The 16,109-nt window shown below is 40.0% G+C and carries 13 protein-coding genes; 9 read left to right on the top strand and 4 right to left on the bottom strand.

What is annotated here, in order from left to right:
* Window positions 1–326 precede the first annotated feature (326 nt).
* Window positions 327–464, bottom strand: coding sequence for a hypothetical protein (locus IQ19_RS27745; protein WP_158638773.1), 138 nt, complete (start codon window positions 462–464; stop codon window positions 327–329).
* Window positions 454–1,347, bottom strand: coding sequence for a LysR family transcriptional regulator (locus tag IQ19_RS13085; RefSeq protein WP_144542848.1), 894 nt, complete (start codon window positions 1,345–1,347; stop codon window positions 454–456). The genes IQ19_RS27745 and IQ19_RS13085 overlap by 11 nt, the downstream gene beginning before the upstream one ends.
* A 175-nt stretch (window positions 1,348–1,522) precedes the next feature.
* Here IQ19_RS13085 and ystJ point away from each other — a divergent pair, with 175 nt between their 5' ends.
* The 5 genes from ystJ (at window position 1,523) to IQ19_RS13110 (ending at window position 6,692) form a co-directional block, all read left to right on the top strand.
* Window positions 1,523–2,731: an NADP-dependent malic enzyme gene (gene ystJ, locus IQ19_RS13090; RefSeq protein ID WP_144542849.1), complete on the top strand. Its 1,209-nt coding sequence runs from the start codon at window positions 1,523–1,525 to the stop codon at window positions 2,729–2,731.
* A 128-nt stretch (window positions 2,732–2,859) separates the two neighbouring features.
* Window positions 2,860–3,147, top strand: a complete 288-nt coding sequence (locus tag IQ19_RS13095) for a hypothetical protein (protein ID WP_144542850.1) — start codon at window positions 2,860–2,862, stop codon at window positions 3,145–3,147.
* 412 nt (window positions 3,148–3,559) lie between these two features.
* Entirely contained in the window at window positions 3,560–4,519 is a 960-nt protein-coding gene (locus tag IQ19_RS13100; RefSeq protein WP_144542851.1) for an ABC transporter ATP-binding protein, read from the top strand.
* Window positions 4,520–6,037, top strand: coding sequence for an osmoprotectant update ABC transporter permease/substrate-binding subunit OpuFB (opuFB, locus tag IQ19_RS13105; RefSeq protein ID WP_144542852.1), 1,518 nt, complete (start codon window positions 4,520–4,522; stop codon window positions 6,035–6,037).
* 307 nt (window positions 6,038–6,344) lie between these two features.
* Entirely contained in the window at window positions 6,345–6,692 is a 348-nt protein-coding gene (locus tag IQ19_RS13110) for a hypothetical protein (protein WP_144542853.1), read from the top strand.
* Window positions 6,693–7,547: 855 nt separating this feature from the next.
* On the opposite strand, the gene IQ19_RS13115 is transcribed toward IQ19_RS13110, so the two are convergent.
* Complete coding sequence (locus IQ19_RS13115; RefSeq protein ID WP_144542854.1) at window positions 7,548–9,233, bottom strand: LysM peptidoglycan-binding domain-containing protein; 1,686 nt, start codon at window positions 9,231–9,233, stop codon at window positions 7,548–7,550.
* Between the two features lie 302 nt (window positions 9,234–9,535).
* On the opposite strand from IQ19_RS13115, the gene IQ19_RS13120 reads away from it, so the two are divergent.
* Window positions 9,536–10,810 carry an L-cysteine desulfidase family protein gene (locus tag IQ19_RS13120; protein WP_144542855.1) on the top strand — a complete coding sequence of 425 codons (1,275 nt, stop codon included), beginning with the start codon at window positions 9,536–9,538 and terminating at the stop codon, window positions 10,808–10,810.
* A gap of 101 nt (window positions 10,811–10,911) precedes the next feature.
* On the opposite strand, the gene IQ19_RS13125 is transcribed toward IQ19_RS13120, so the two are convergent.
* Complete coding sequence (locus IQ19_RS13125) at window positions 10,912–11,607, bottom strand: response regulator transcription factor (protein WP_144542856.1); 696 nt, start codon at window positions 11,605–11,607, stop codon at window positions 10,912–10,914.
* Window positions 11,608–11,833: 226 nt separating this feature from the next.
* Here IQ19_RS13125 and IQ19_RS13130 point away from each other — a divergent pair, with 226 nt between their 5' ends.
* The 3 genes from IQ19_RS13130 to IQ19_RS13140 all read left to right on the top strand — a co-directional run bounded on the left by IQ19_RS13130 (window position 11,834) and on the right by IQ19_RS13140 (window position 16,070).
* Window positions 11,834–13,480 carry a flavin-containing monooxygenase gene (locus IQ19_RS13130; RefSeq protein ID WP_144542857.1) on the top strand — a complete coding sequence of 549 codons (1,647 nt, stop codon included), beginning with the start codon at window positions 11,834–11,836 and terminating at the stop codon, window positions 13,478–13,480.
* 69 nt (window positions 13,481–13,549) lie between these two features.
* Window positions 13,550–14,494 (top strand): alpha/beta hydrolase, encoded by a 945-nt coding sequence (locus IQ19_RS13135; protein WP_144542858.1) that lies wholly within the window; start codon window positions 13,550–13,552, stop codon window positions 14,492–14,494.
* An 859-nt stretch (window positions 14,495–15,353) separates the two neighbouring features.
* Complete coding sequence (locus tag IQ19_RS13140) at window positions 15,354–16,070, top strand: FadR/GntR family transcriptional regulator (protein WP_144542859.1); 717 nt, start codon at window positions 15,354–15,356, stop codon at window positions 16,068–16,070.
* The last annotated feature ends 39 nt before the right edge of the window (window positions 16,071–16,109 follow it).

Below are 16,109 nucleotides of genomic sequence, written 5' to 3' on the forward strand. Positions count from 1 at the left end.
TGCCTTAAATAAAAATGGAGCTCCTCTAGGACGTTAGATCACATAGGAACATCGTGCCTGAGGCAAAAAGACCTCGCGGGTCAGCGTTATGGGTCTTGTCCTTCAAATACGAATAATACGTGAAAAATGTAGTTTATACTTGCTAGGCGGTATCCCTGTAGGATGAAAAAACAAGATCCTTTCACGTTCTAGAGGAGATCTATTATAAATTCTGTGGTAGTTGAACTTTTCAAAAATTGGAAAATGAGAGTTCTGCTTAAGGTCGGTCTTTTTTATCTTAATTGGACCCTTGACTTATTTGCCATTATACGCTGACCCCCAGTGTGTTAAATAATATCAGCAATAACAGAAATAAAGACCTGTTCCAAGGACCTAGAAAAGAGGAAGCGGTTCTTCGTTACATAGTTTCTTTCTACAAAAAAGACCAGCCCGATTCCCTGGCTGATCCATCCATTAAACCTCACTCTCCAAATACTCCTCAGATACTGCTATAAACTCCCTAACTGCAAACGATAAATATTTATCCTTTTTCCAAATCATGCCTAGCTCCAAATTTACCGCAGATTCAGACATAGGGAGTACAATAAGTTCTCTATTGTTAATATCATTGCATATTTTACTGGGCAATAAGGCGACTCCCAGTTTTCCTTCAACCATTCCCAGCAGGAAGTCCTTTTGGGAGCTTTCGCACACGATATTGGGCTGGAAGTCGTTTTTCGAGCATTCTTCGATAATCAGGTCGTAAAGTGTGAAGTCTTTTCGGTATAAAATAAATGGCTCATTTGCTAATTCTGAGAAGTGGACTTCTTTTTGTGAAGCCATAGGGTGTTCACGATGGACAATTAGCTTTAATGGATCCTTTAAGACATTAATGATTTCAAAACTGCTGCCCTGTGCAGGCACTGTACAAATCAAGCCAATATCCAGAGAACCGTCTTCTACGCCTTTTTTTATTTTTTTCGTTCCAACTTCCGTTAAAGTAATTTTTACGAGTGGTAATTTCTCTTTATACTGGCTGATCAACTTTGAAAAGAAAGCCGCACCTACAATTGGCGGAATGCCAATCCTTATTTCTCCGCTCTTAAGCTCCATAATATCTGTTAACTCCAAAGTCAGGTTTTTAAAGGCATGTAGTACTTTCTTTGCATTGATTAAAACCGCTTTTCCTGCATCGGTTAATTCTAATTGTTTCGATGAACGATAAAACAAGGGCACTCCTAATTCGCCTTCCAAATTTTTTATGGCTTTACTGATCGAAGGTTGTGTTACATGCAGTGTTTGCGACGCTTTTGTAAAACTTAAATGCTGGGCGACTTCCGCAAAATACTCTAAATGCCTTATGTCCAACAGAACTCTCTCCTTTGATAATGTTATTCCTATAACCAAAAGGAATAATGGATATAGATTATATGTATTTCATTTATAGGTAACTCTCATTATATAATAAACTACAACATTAGAATACTGAAAATTATTAATATTCGAATCACAGGAAATTACTTTATAAAGGGAGCTGGTTCAGATGGATTTGCAAAAAGAATCACTATTACTGCATGAGAAGTTTAAAGGGAAGTTATCTGTCGACGTGAAAATGCCGCTGAATAGTATGAAAGATTTAAGCTTAGCCTATTCCCCTGGAGTGGCTGAACCTTGCCGGCATATTCATGATAAGCCAGAGAAAGTCTATGATTATACGATTAAAGGCAATTTAATTGCAGTTGTTTCTGACGGCACTTCTGTACTGGGGCTGGGGGATATTGGCCCGGAAGCCTCAATGCCGGTCATGGAAGGGAAGGCTGCCCTTTTTAAAGCGTTCGCTGGCATTGACGCAGTTCCTATTTGCCTCGGTACGAAGGATCCGGATGAGATTATCAAAACGGTCAAACTGCTGCAGCCATCATTTGGTGGCATTAACTTAGAAGATATCGCCGCACCAAATTGCTTTTACATTGAGGAACGCTTGAAACAGGAAATGAATATCCCAGTTTTTCATGATGACCAGCACGGAACAGCAATCGTAACAGCAGCTGGCTTAATAAATGCCTTGAAGCTTGTAAATAAAAAGATCGCTGAAATAAAAGTAGTGATCAATGGGGCAGGTGCTGCTGGAATCGCGATTATAAAACTGCTCATTAATATGGGTGTTAAGGATGTGATCATGTGCGATACAAAGGGAGCGATCTATGAAGGCAGACAGGAAAGAATGAACCCGATAAAAGAGTCCGTTGCCAAAATCACGAACAAAGCGAAACACCAAGGGCTGCTTGAAGATATCATTGCAGGTGCTGATGTATTTATTGGTGTTTCCTCTGCGGGGGCATTAACGAAGGAAATGGTGCAAACGATGAACCGTGACTCCATCATCTTTGCCATGGCCAATCCGGTACCGGAAATTATGCCAGAGGATGCAAAAGAAGCAGGCGCAAAAATTATTGGGACCGGCCGCTCTGATTTGCCCAACCAGGTGAACAATGTTCTTGCACTTCCGGGTATATTCAGAGGTGCATTAGATGTAAGGGCTACTGATATTAATGATGAAATGAAAATGGCTGCCGTGGATGCTATTGCAGGTTTGATTGATTGCAGCGAGTTGTCCCCGGAATATGTAATACCGGGTCCGCTGGATAGCAGAGTGGTTCCTGCCGTTAGAGATGCTGTAGTGAAGGCTGCCCAGGAAACAGGAGTTGCCCGTAAGGAAATCTTAAAGAGTACTTTGGTAAACCAATCATAGCCGAATTCATTTGCCGCGGCTGGGATGTTTAAGCTTGGTGTCCGGACCAGAACGAACATAGAATTACTTGCTTTCGTCAATTAATTGTTTGGTCAATAAAAGTCTAAATATATGGGAGAATGATAACGATGAAAGTACACGAAGTAATTGAAACTAAGGAAATGTTCTGTGGTGAGATCATGGAAGACTATTACATCATTTACGAACAGATAGAGAATATGGTCTTTGAAAATAAAGATAATTATCTATTTCAAAAGGAAAGCTTTGTTGTAAGGACCATTAATGTATATAAAGGAAATTCGAATTCCACTTTACAAAAAGTTAAAACATATCCTATTAAGGACGTAAGAAATATCCGCAAAATAATAGTAAATGACTTTCCGGGCTTATTTAAAAAGGTTCAGTTTGCCAGTTAAACAGTATTATACATTAAATAAGCACCAACTAAGTACCTGCCCTCCTGCTGCGTTTAAAGTGCCAACGAATGTGGGAAACAAGTCAATTTTATAGGAAGTTTTTAAAAGAGGAAAAAAGGCAGTCTCTGATTAGTGAGACTGTCCTTTTTTTTGCTCAGTTCTATGATTCATCTATAGCGGGGAATATTTAGAATGCCATCTTCTCAAGATCGATTTTTCTTAAAAGTCCCGGCTTTTTGTTCTAATATCATGCCAGCTATCACATTCACTAACCTTAAATAGTGGAAAAACATCATTTCTATATGTATTATAGTTACACGTTTAACTGTGAAAAATATTATTTACAGAATTGGTTTTCCATAAGAGCTCTTTGGGAATATTGCAGGAGTGAAGAATTTAGAGGGGTGGAGCAATGATTCAGTTTGACAATGTGTCAAAACGGTATCCTGATGGCACAAATGCTGTTAATTCAATAAACATAAACATAAAAGAAGGTGAGTTTTTTGTTATTATCGGACCAAGCGGGTCCGGAAAAACAACTGCGTTAAAAATGATTAACAGGCTTATTCCTCTAACAGAAGGAACAATCCTGATCAATGGCAAAAGGGTAAGTGATTATGATATTCACGAATTACGCTGGGAAATCGGATACGTACTGCAGCAGATTGCTCTTTTTCCGCATATGACAATTGGGGAAAATATCTCTATCGTGCCAGAATTGAAAAGATGGGATCAGGACAAAATTCAAAAGCGAATCGATGAGCTGCTGGAAATGGTTGGACTGGAGCCGGAAATCTATCGAAATCGTATGCCGCACGAGCTTTCTGGAGGACAGCAGCAAAGAGTGGGAGTTACAAGAGCACTTGCAGCCGATCCGCCCATCATCTTAATGGATGAGCCCTTTAGTGCGCTGGATCCATTGAGCAGGGAAAAGCTTCAGAATGACCTATTGCATCTTCAGCGGAAAATTAAAAAAACGATTGTTTTCGTGACACATGATATGAAGGAAGCTTTAAAGCTTGGTGACCGAATATGCGTTATGAAAGATGGAGAAATCATACAAATTGGTACTCCAGAGGAACTCCTTGCCAATCCAGAAAATGAATTTGTCCGTAATTTTGTTGGGGAAGAGCAGGAAATCACAAGGAAAACGTTTCATTTACAAAATCTCATCCTGCCAGCTTCAGAGGATGAAATCTCGCAAAAAATTGACCGAACAATATCTACTTCAGCTTCTAAAGATGAGATTCTTAAATTATTAACACAATATAATGAAGTTGCTGTTGAAGAAGATGGAAAAATAATCGGAATCATCAACAGGCAGGCAATCATTCGCCAGCTGGCTGGCGATATGCAGAAAGAGGTGAGATAGATGGGTACCCTGAGTTCTGTATTTAATGAAAGAAAAGGCCAGCTTCTTAGTGTTCTGATTGAGCATATACAAATTTCCATAATAGCTTTATTTTTTGCCGTGTTAATAGCGATACCGCTTGGGATCTATCTAACAAAAAAGAAAAAAATCGCAGAGGGAATCATTGGGGTTACAGCAGTTTTGCAGACCATTCCTTCTTTAGCGTTGCTGGGACTCCTTATTCCATTGTTCGGGATAGGCAAAGTGCCCGCCATCATCGCACTGGTCGTATATGCACTCCTGCCTATTTTGAGAAATACATACACAGGCATTAAGGAAGTTGATCCTTCCATCATAGAGGCGGCAAGGGCCATGGGAATGAACAGGCGAAAACGGCTCATGAAGGTGGAGCTTCCATTAGCCATGCCAGTCATTATGGCCGGAATCCGTACGGCTATGGTGTTAATTGTAGGTACGGCTACCCTTGCAGCCCTTATAGGGGCAGGCGGATTAGGGGAACTCATACTGCTTGGAATTGACAGAAATAATACGTCTCTTATCATTCTTGGAGCTATACCTGCCGCATTATTGGCCATTCTTTTTGATATACTGCTGCGCAAATTCGAGCATATGTCCTTTAAAAAGTCGCTTACTGCAATGGGTGTATTCATCGCAGCGATGATATTGGTTATGGCCATGCCATTACTGGCAAAAGAATCTCAAGAGAACATCGTCATAGGCGGAAAAATGGGTTCTGAACCGGAAATCCTTATTAATATGTATAAGCTGCTGATTGAAAATGAAACAGATCTTAACGTTGAGCTAAAACCTGGGCTAGGGAAGACCTCGTTTGTATTTAATGCTCTGAAGTCAGGAAGCATCGATGTCTATCCTGAGTTTACCGGTACAGCCATTGCTGAATTTTTAAAAGAAACAGCAGCAAGTACTGACCGGGGAGAGGTTTATGAGCAGGCAAGAAAGGGGATGCAGGAACAGTTTGATATGAGGCTGCTAAAACCAATGGCTTTTAATAACACGTATGCATTGGCAGTACCTGATCAATTGGCCAGTGAGTTTCAGCTTCAAACTATTTCGGATCTCCAGGCTGTCGAGCAAAATATTAAAGCAGGCTTTACACTTGAATTCTCCGATCGGGAAGACGGATATCGAGGCATTCAAAAGCTTTATGGCCTTGATTTTCCAACCGTTCTGACTATGGAACCGAAGCTTCGGTATGGTGCAATTGAAAAAGGGGAAATCAACCTGGTGGATGCATACTCTACCGATAGTGAAATCGCAAGGTATAACCTCACTGTATTGGAGGATGATAAAAATCTTTTTCCGCCATATCAAGGAGCACCTATGTTAAGAGAAGAAACCGCTGAAAATTATCCGGAATTGGTAAAAGCCTTAAATCAGCTGGGCGGGAAAATAAGCGATGACGAAATGCGTGAAATGAACTATAAAGTAAATGTTGATGGGGCAAGTCCTGAAGAAACAGCTAGAGAGTATTTAGAGAAAGAAGGATTGCTTAAATAAATAATTGCAAAAAGCCGTTTGGAATAGAACCTTTCCGGACGGTTTTTTATTATTTATTGATTGGTATCCTCTTTCAGGAATTTATTAATAAAGAGTGGTTATAGCCCATGATTCTGGCAGCAGATGTTCATATTTAAGGATTGGTATCCCCTTCCAGGAATTTATTAATAAAGTGGTTATAGCCCATGTTTCTGGCCGGAGATGTTCATTTTTAAGGACTGGTAAATTGTCGGTATTAAAATATCGCCAAAAACATACATTCTTCTTAATCATGTTTAGATTTTTAAGAGTATGAGGAGAGGATGCCGTGAACTTCGAAATGCAGAAAGCGAATCTGCTGGCTGAGAATATAAATGATTTTATCAATTTTGTTGAAAAAAATCTTGATAACAATATCTTCAATTTGGATAGGAATAAATTGTATCAAATAAAACTTATTGTTGAGGATTATAAGTTTCACATACTTGCAGCTGAACTTTTAAGAATTAATCGGTTTACTTGGGATGAAAAGTACACTCATTTATTGGTTGATCGATTTAGAAAAGGATTGAGCATTATCGATGAATTTATAGAAAGAAACTACAATGACCTATTCATGGTGACAGGGAGAATATATACTTTAAAAAACCTTAGCTCATCCTTTAAAGAGTTTTAAGAAAGAGCAAATGCAGCGAAACATACAGTCGCAAACTAAAAATAGATCAGCCAACTCATGAGTCTGATCTATTTTTAATGGACAAAAACCAGAAAAGTCCTTCATAGCGTTCTTGAGGGCCAAGAAACAATCAAGTAGTTAAAGAAAAGTCCTTCCATAGGGCCGCTGAAGGCCAAAAACCAGTGGAAGAGTAATAGAAAAGTCCTTTATAGCGTTCTTGAGGGCCAAAAAACGATCAAACCGTTATAGAAAAGTCCTTCATAGGGTCACTGAAGGCCCAAAACCAGTGGAAGAGTAATAGAAAAGTCCTTTATAGCGTTCTTGAGGGCCAAAAAACGATCAAACCGTTATAGAAAAGTCCTTCATAGGGTCACTGAAGGCCAAAAACCAGTGGAAGAGTAATAGAAAAGTCCTTTATAGGGTAACTGAAGGCCTAAAACCACTCAAAGAGTAATAGAAAGTGCCTTCATAGGGTAACTGAAGGACAAAATCCAGATTAAGAGTAATAGAAAGTGCCTTCATAAGGTCACTGAAGGCCAAAAACCACTCAAAGGGTTATAGAAAGGGTCTTCATAGCGTTCATGAAGGCCAAAAAACAATCAAGTAGATAAAGAAAAGTCCTTCATAGGGTAACTGAAGGACATAAACCAGTTAAAGAGTAATAGGAAAGTCCTTCAAAGCGTTCCTGAAGGACAAAAACTAATCAAAGAGTTATAGAAAGGGTCTTCATAGCGTTCTTGAAGGCCAAAAAACAATCAAGTAGTTAAAGAAAAGTCCTTCATAGGGTAACTGAAGGACAAAAGGACACTCAAAGAGTTTTAAAAAACACCTTCATAAAGTACTTATTCTAAAAAATCATTGTTCTAATCCATGTTTTCTAACCACTGCTTCATTTTCTAACATATCCCATATGCTTTCGTCTTCCATTCCCAGTCTCCAAAGTGCCAGGCCTCTTATGCCAAGGCGGTGTGCAAGCTCAGCTTTCGCTTTAATACTTGCCCGATTTTCAAACCATACTTCATGATTGACCCCGTTTGCATCTGTATAGGCGAACATCGGGGTTTGTGTTTCTTCGTCAAAAATAATTTCTTTATTATATTGCTCAGCCAGGGCCATCGCACGGTCAAATGATGCATAGGCTGCACGGCCTGTTTCAAGATTAAAATCAAACCCGAATACAGATACAGCTGCCACGATTTTTTCTTTTGGCATTACGGACATCGCATATCGCAGGACTCTCTCCATTCGCCCGATGGACACAACCGGTCCCGGGCCGCTTCCTGGCCAGCCATGCTCATTATAAAGCATTATGACAAATTGATCAGTAGGCTGATGAAGATTTGGATAATCAAATGGTTTGGCAAAAACACTCGGGTCCTCTGGTCCAGTTTTGGATGGTACAGCGGTTGAGAAGAAATATCCCCGTTCATCAAAAACGCGCCCGATTACTCTATATAGCTGGGTTAAACGATCTCGATCCTCTTCCAATACATCCTCAATATCAATATCAACCCCGTCCAAGCCATATCTTTCAACTAACCTGGCTAAATTTAAAGCAAAAGCATTCATATTCTCTTCAGAGGAAACCAATTCATGAACAACCTGCTTTGCAAGCTCCACGCCTTCTTCATATAAAAGGTTATGAACGGTAGCCAGCATTTTTACATTATTGCGATGGCCGATTCGGACGAGCTGCCGTACTTCTTCATCCGTGAATTCCCCAAACTTCTCAATGGTTGTTGGATTATCTTTGCTGATTCTAAATAAGAATAATCCATTTTGCGAGATATTCGCTGTGTTTGTCACAAAGGATTCATAAGAACTTGGCAATGTAGGGCCTTCTGATAAGGTATAATAACCTAAAATTTGTAAAGTTGGCACAGAGCCATCAAATGCTCTTAAGGTGGATACAGTCTTGGAAATCCATCCGGGATCTCCATTGAATAGCGCAACTTTATACCAATCTCCCTGAACACCAATTAGCGGAAGCCTTGCTCCACGGTCCATCTGGGCGATTGTATTAAAAGCAGTGCCTGGCCGCTGCCTGATGTTTGCATTATCTGCGTTGACGACCACATCAGAGTATACCGGGATCCTGAGTCTTTGCCCGATTGACAGATCCGGGCTTTCTAAATTATTCAAAACCATAATGCTCTCAGCAGTTGTATTGTATCTTCTGGCTATTTCATAGAGAGAATCTCCCGCCTTCACCACATATTCCGTTTGTCTTTCCTCATCATTTTTTACTTCTGGAATAACGAAATGTTCTCCAATATAAACGAAATTGGATTGCAATTGATTCGCTTTTCTTAGTTCTTTCATGGAAACACCAAATTTAGCTGCAATTGTGGACAAGCTGTCTCCAGGCTGAACCATATAAGTATTTCGCTGATTGTGAACCGGAACCGCCAATGACTGGCCGATATAAATCGTATTTGTCGGTAGGCGATTAGCATATTTAATACCATCAACATTTGTTTTGTATTTTCGCGCTATTGTATATAACGAATCTCCGGGCTGAACGATATAACGATCATACATTCGCATCACATCTCCCTCACCAATGCATCTATATCTATATATGCATGCAAATGGGATTTTTGACAGATATTTTTAGGCGTGCGTGTTTGGCTTCTGCTCTAGGGAGAGATGTGCTGACCGCTATCTTGATATTTTGCCTAGGAAATATTGCATATCTCTTTTTATTTTAATTTGGCTTATAATAAATAAAGTTAATAACTTCACAATTTGACCTGGATCAGACAAAGATAAGGTCTGCAAAATTAGTAACCCCCAAAGAGTCTGTTCTTAATTTTAAATATGATAAAGATGAGGCGAACATAATGGCGAAGCACAAGATATTAAGAATACTGGAAAAAGAATTAGTAGTTGCCCTTGGCTGTACCGAACCTGTTGCGATTGCTTTAGCAGCAGCTACGGCTAGGAGCTATGCAGAAGGGCAAATAATAGACCTTTGCTTAAAAGCCAGCGGTAATATTATCAAAAATGCTAAATCCGTAGGGATTCCTGGCATGACTTCGAGCGGATTGGATTTCGCGGCTGCCATCGGGGCAGTTGCTGGAGATCCTAGTAAACAGCTAGAGGTTTTAAATGGAGTTAGCCCTGAAAATGAGCAAGCCGCGCTAAAGCTAATAGAAGAAGGCAAAGTAGTTTCCGGCCAGGCTGACACGCCGAAACGACTTTACATCGAAGTGAGTCTTAAAACAGATAAGCATATATCAAGAGTCATTATTTCTGATAACCATAGTAATATTTCCTTAATAGAGGCCGATGGTAAGTTAATCTACCAGGGGGGATGCGAGAATATTGGGATCCAGTCGGATGAAGAGGAATTAATCAAACTCACAATTGATGAAATCTATGAATGGGTTCATAACACCGATATTAGCTCTTTATCTCTTGTGAAAAAGAGTATTGAGCTAAATAGAATCATAGGAAGAGAAGGTCTTACGGGAGAGTACGGGCTAAAGGTAGGAAAAACAATCAGGGAAAATGTAAAGAGAGGCATTCTATCAGATGATATTGCCACTGCCGCGATGTCCTTTGCAGCTGCTGGATCAGATGCGAGAATGGCAGGTTCTACTCTCCCTGTCATGGCAAACACCGGGAGCGGGAACCAGGGGATAGCCGTCACCCTTCCAGTTGTTGCAGTCGCAGAGAAACTGCAGGTTACAGAGGAGAAGATGATTCGGGCGGTTGCACTCAGCCATCTTATTACGATTCATATAAAATCAAAATTTGGCCGTCTTTCCGCGTTATGCGGTGTTACAGCAGCAGGAATGGGTGCCAGCGGTGCTATTGTCTATTTACTGGATGGACATCTGCAGCAAGTCAAAGCGGCAATTCAAAACACAATCGGGAACGTGTCTGGAATGATTTGTGACGGGGCAAAGGCTGGATGTGCCATGAAAGTATCCACCTGCTCAAACGTTGCCGTACAATCTGCGTTGCTTGCACTTAACAACCAAGAAATTAGGTCAACGGACGGCTTTATTCATGATGATGTGGAGAAAAGTATAGAAAGTTTCTGCAAACTTGGAAATGAAGGAACGCGTCATACGGACGAATTAATTTTAAAATTAATGATGGAAAAATAGGTCCATTTGAAAAGCTCTCGTCCATTTAGCAAATAAAACAAAGACCGCCCGGCATTGTCAAACGGATGACAAAGAAGAGCGGTCTTTTTCAGGTATTAAATTTAGGAAATAATCCCTCTCCGAAACATCTCCGCAATTGCTTGTGTCCGGTTTTGCGCCTTCAGTTTCTTGATGGCTGTTTTAATATATTGATTGATGGTGACTTCACTGATTAACATCGTATCTGCCATTTCTTTTATGCTTTCTCCCCAGGAAATCCTCTTCATCACTTCCATTTCTCTTCTGCTTAAAATCTGCAGATCTTCTGGACCGTTTGTTTTTTCGAGAATCTTTCCTACCTGGCGCCCATATTCGGTAAAAGAAAATAGCAGCTGATCCGTTATTTTTACATCATCGTCAAACTCATTCGTACAAATGTAGCCGATTGCAACAGAGCCAAAACATATGGGGATTGCCAGGAATGAATTCACATTTGCGGTGGTTATATATTTAATGTTTATTTGCTTGAGATACTCAATCCCTGTACAATATTTGGCTTTTCTTTCATAAATAGCTGAGTAAATGAGCGGCAGTGAGCGGATATCATCCCGGATATCCCTGATATGCAATAATCCAATAGAAGTGATTGCAATGATTCCTTCTCCTATGAACCCTAAAGGTGAGTACCTGAATAAATAGGCGTTTTTAACAGGGAAGGTATTCATATAAACCTCAAGAATTTTATACAGCTTCTCTTCGTGCGTGTCCACCTCAGCCAAAATCTGGATATTATCCAAAAAGGTAGAATCCATTGACATATTTTCACCTTCTTTATAGGGATATTATATATGGAAAATTATGAATATTCAAATTAAAAGTAAAATAGTAAGCTTTAACTAGAATCAGTAATTATTTTTGGGAGGAGGATCGCAGGTACCTGGTAAGTCTCACAAGGAAATGTAATCGCTTACAATTAAATGGGTTGCTTATTGTCCCGTCAATGATGAAAACAAGCGTGTTTAAAAAGATGAGGAGGTAGAAAGTATGTCATCCAATCAAAAATCGAACTCTCTCACGGATCTAGATGCAGTGATCGTAGGGGCAGGCTTTTCAGGGTTATATATGCTTTATCGTTTGCGGGAGGCTGGTTTTTCAACTCGTGTTTTTGAAGCAGGTGATAATGTAGGCGGAACATGGTATTGGAATCGATATCCCGGTGCACGCTGTGATGTTGAAAGCATTTATTATAATTACACTTTTTCTGAGGAGCTCCTAAAGGAATGGAACTGGTCTGCCAAATATGCAGAACAGCCTGAAATCTTAAGCTACATAAATTTTGTAGCAGATAAGTTTGATCTTCGCCGCGATGTGCAGTTCAATACACGCGTCCTTTCAGCGCGATTTGACGAAAAGAAAAATAGATGGAATGTCCAGTTAAATAACGGTAAAACAGTATCTGCCCAATATTTTATTACAGCTGTAGGATGCTTGTCAGCGTCCAATGTACCTAAATTTAAAGGCTTGGAAACCTTTAAGGGTGAATGGTACCATACCGGTCACTGGCCACATGAAAAAGTCGAGTTTAAGGGGAAGTGTGTTGGTATTATCGGAACCGGCTCGAGCGGCATTCAGGCAATACCAGTCATCGCAAAAGAAGCGGAGCATCTTACTGTCTTTCAGCGAACCCCGCAGTATAGCAGCCCAGCCAGAAATGTGCCGAACGATCCTGATTATCTGGAAGGTATTCGTAAAAATTACATTGAGATCAAAGAAAAAATGCGCCATTCCATAACTGGCATACCAGAAACACCTCGCAATATCTCAGTATTTGACGACTCTCCGAATGAACGGCAAAGGGTATTTGAAGAAGCTTGGAAAAAAGGAGGACTTCTTTCACTATCTTACACATATAATGACTTGTCCATAACTCCAGAAGCCAATGAAATTGTTGCTGAGTTCATTCGCTCGAAGATCCGTGAAACAATCAAAAAGCCGGAAGTGGCGGAAAAATTGCTCCCAAGATTCTATTACGGTACAAAACGCACGATCATTGATACAGATTATTTTGAAACATATAATCGTGATAATGTATCGCTGGTGGATGTAAAAAAAGCGCCTATCCAAGAAATTACAGCTTCAGGTGTAAGGACTGCGGATGCTGAATATAAGCTTGACATGATTGTGTTTGCGACAGGCTTTGATGCCATGACCGGACCGCTTTTCAAAATGGACATCCGTGGAAAAGACGGGGTTTCCCTTAAAGAGAAGTGGGGAGCCGGAGAGCAGACAAGGACTTACCTGGGTCTTGGTACTGCCGGCTTCCCGAACATGTTCATGCTGACAGGTCCTGAGAGTCCGTCTGTTCTGAGCAATATGATGGTGTCCATTGAGCAGCATGTAGAATGGGTTTCAGATTGCATTAACTATATGCGTGATCATAAACAAGAGGTTATTGAGGTTAAAGATGAAGCGGAAAATACCTGGAGCAAGCATTGCCGGGAAATTGCCGACCAAACATTATTCACAAAGACAGATTCCTGGTACATGGGTGCGAATATTGAAGGAAAAGCTCGAGGCTTCCAAATCTACCTTGGCGGCGTTGGGACATACCGCAAAATTTGTGATGAAGTCGCAGGAAAAGGCTATGAAGGTTTTACGTTGACAGCATCTGAGGAAAGTGTTGTGAACTAGGTGAAAAAAGATAGGGCAAGTCCTTCGCCTTGCCCCTATCTACTAATATATTTAAGGGGGAAAAGGAATATGGCATTAGATCCGCAAGCAAAATTCTTATTGGAACAAATGGAGGCAGCGGGAGCTCCGCCGATGAGCGAGCTATCACCTGAAGAAGCAAGGCAGACAACAGATTTTAGTGCGCTGGCAGGAGAGCCGGAAGAAGTAGGGAAGATAGAGAATAGAAAGATCCCAGGCCTGAGCGTAGAAATCCCTGTCCGAATTTATACACCAAAAGGGGAAGGTCCTTTTCCTGCATTGGTTTATTACCATGGCGGCGGCTGGGTCATCGGCGACCTGGATACAGTAGATGTGCCTTGCAGGCTTTTGACGAACCTTGCCAATTGTGTGGTAGTCTCTGTGGATTATAGATTGGCTCCAGAGCATAAATTCCCGGCAGCTGCTGATGACTCATATGCTGCAGCCAAGTGGGTGGCAGAAAATGCAGCGTCCATTGGGGTTGATCCGAATCGGATTGCCGTAGGCGGCGACAGCGCCGGCGGAAACCTCGCAGCCGTTGTTGCCTTGATGGCAAGAGACAAAGGCGAAATTTCTTTAGCCTATCAAATGCTTATTTATCCAGTAACCAACCACTCCTATGCAACCGAATCTTATACCGAAAATGCAGATGGATATTTGTTAACCAAAGACAGCATGGTCTGGTTCTGGAACCATTACTTACGGACTGAAGAGGATGGCAAAAATCCATATGCTTCACCGCTGCAAGCAAAAAATCTCAGCGGACTTCCTCCTGCATTGGTTCTTACTGGTGAGTTCGACCCGCTCCGTGATGAAGGGGAAGCTTATGCTGAACGTCTTAAAGAAGCAGGGGTACCAGTCGAAGCAAAGCGATATGACGGCATGATCCACGGCTTCTTCTGGATGCCGGGGGTTTTGGAGCAGGGAAGGAAATCCATTGAGCAGGCGGCAGATGCATTGAATCGGATTTTCCAGGGCAGTGTAGCGTCTAAATAATAGAATAATGGGCAGGGAAGGGCACTTCTATAGATGAAGTGTCCTTTTTAGTTAAACTCAATCCGTTCCTCAGGATCTTCTGCTAGGTTGATATAACATTGATAAGATGCGCTGCTTGTTTTTCTACAAATATAAATCTTCATAAAAATCCACAATTGGATATCTTTTGCTTTGAATATCTAACCAGGGAATTTCTGCAACATTTTTAATAAATAAAGATTATCCTTGATTCAGATAATATTCTAGAATTGTTTCAAAAACGAATGTTACTTGACTATTTTTATCGATATCGACAATATGGAAGAAAAGAAGTCACAAACAGCACCATAAAAATGGTACTTCAACGTATAGTTTATATTATGACTTCTAATTGAGAGTGGAATGAGACAGATTTTGTTACCAATCAGGAGCTCGTTAATAGGCATCTGAACTTTCCTAACTTAATTATCTTAGGCACTTATAGTGTTTCATTGCACTAAATAAAATAACTGTAGTTGTTTACATTTATTTTCTCCTCTAAGTCCTTAAAAACTACTAACTATTACCTAAAACAACAGTTTTTTTAAAGCAAGGGCTACATATAATATGGCCTCACTTATTTTTCTTGCCAAACTGTAAATCTAGGGTTATCTTAATCCTTAAATCATTTATCCAGCCGTACATTATTACAATGTGCGGCTTTTTAATTTTGTTTGGAAGCAGCAAACACTTACTTTTTTATAAATATTTGTTGTGTAAAGCCAGCATTAATTAACTAAAGCCTCAGAAGTTAATAAAATTGAAAATTGGTAAGATGACTGTACTAAGTTGTATTAGTGACTCATAAGGTTAATTAATAATTCCTTTACGAGGTGATCATTTGACTAATAAATATGCTGTAAAAAAGAAGAAGTTATTTGAAGAGGTTATTAGTCACATCGAAAAAATGCTTCAAAGTGGTGACTATAAAATCGGGGATAAACTTCCATCCTTAACTGAACTCACTAAGATATTTGAAGTTGGTAAGCCTACACTGAGAGAAGCATTAAGTGTTCTGATTTCTTCAGGTGTATTAGAGGTTACTCAAGGTAGTGGAATATTTATAAAAAGATTAACTTTGGAACCTGAGGTACCGTTTTTAAAAAAACTGGAGGGGGTTGACTTGGCTAGTTGGCTTGAGTTTAGAAGAGGACTTGAAGTTGAAGCTGCAGCCATAGCTGCTGAAAGACGGACAGAAGAAGACATTGAAAGACTAGAAGCTATTCAACAGCAATTAATAAAGAATATTGAGGAAGGAAAGGAGACATCTATATTAGACTACGAATTTCATTTGCAGATTGCAAAATCCACGAAAAATCCAATCTTTGTTGAGGCTAACAAATCTAGCTCACATTTGGAACAGCATGAACTGTTTGAAAGGCTGCGTCAAAGTGTCAATATAGATTCCCGCAAAGAACTCATCATTTCAGAACATACAAAAATTATTAATGCTATAAAAAATGGAAATTCGAATGATGCAAGACAAATAATGTTGAAACATTTAATCAATGCAGAGAGAAAGCTGAAAATCATTGGGGGAGGAGTTATTAAAAAGTAATTTTTTGAAGAAAAGCTTCTTAATTTAAATAAACGTTAA

Origin of the sequence: Cytobacillus oceanisediminis (genome assembly GCF_007830235.1) — a bacterium.
GTDB lineage: Bacteria > Bacillota > Bacilli > Bacillales > Cytobacillaceae > Cytobacillus > Cytobacillus oceanisediminis.

Bases quoted from the DNA above. Each gene is read 5' to 3' on its own strand.
- ystJ (WP_144542849.1), top strand. From the start codon at position 1,523: ATGGATTTGCAAAAAGAATCACTATTACTGCATGAGAAGTTTAAAGGG.
- IQ19_RS13130 (WP_144542857.1), top strand. From the start codon at position 11,834: ATGTCATCCAATCAAAAATCGAACTCTCTCACGGATCTAGATGCAGTG.
- IQ19_RS13115 (WP_144542854.1), bottom strand. From the start codon at position 9,233: ATGTATGATCGTTATATCGTTCAGCCCGGAGATTCGTTATATACAATA.
- IQ19_RS13125 (WP_144542856.1), bottom strand. From the start codon at position 11,607: ATGTCAATGGATTCTACCTTTTTGGATAATATCCAGATTTTGGCTGAG.
- IQ19_RS13135 (WP_144542858.1), top strand. From the start codon at position 13,550: ATGGCATTAGATCCGCAAGCAAAATTCTTATTGGAACAAATGGAGGCA.
- IQ19_RS13120 (WP_144542855.1), top strand. From the start codon at position 9,536: ATGGCGAAGCACAAGATATTAAGAATACTGGAAAAAGAATTAGTAGTT.
- IQ19_RS13100 (WP_144542851.1), top strand. From the start codon at position 3,560: ATGATTCAGTTTGACAATGTGTCAAAACGGTATCCTGATGGCACAAAT.
- opuFB (WP_144542852.1), top strand. From the start codon at position 4,520: ATGGGTACCCTGAGTTCTGTATTTAATGAAAGAAAAGGCCAGCTTCTT.
- IQ19_RS13095 (WP_144542850.1), top strand. From the start codon at position 2,860: ATGAAAGTACACGAAGTAATTGAAACTAAGGAAATGTTCTGTGGTGAG.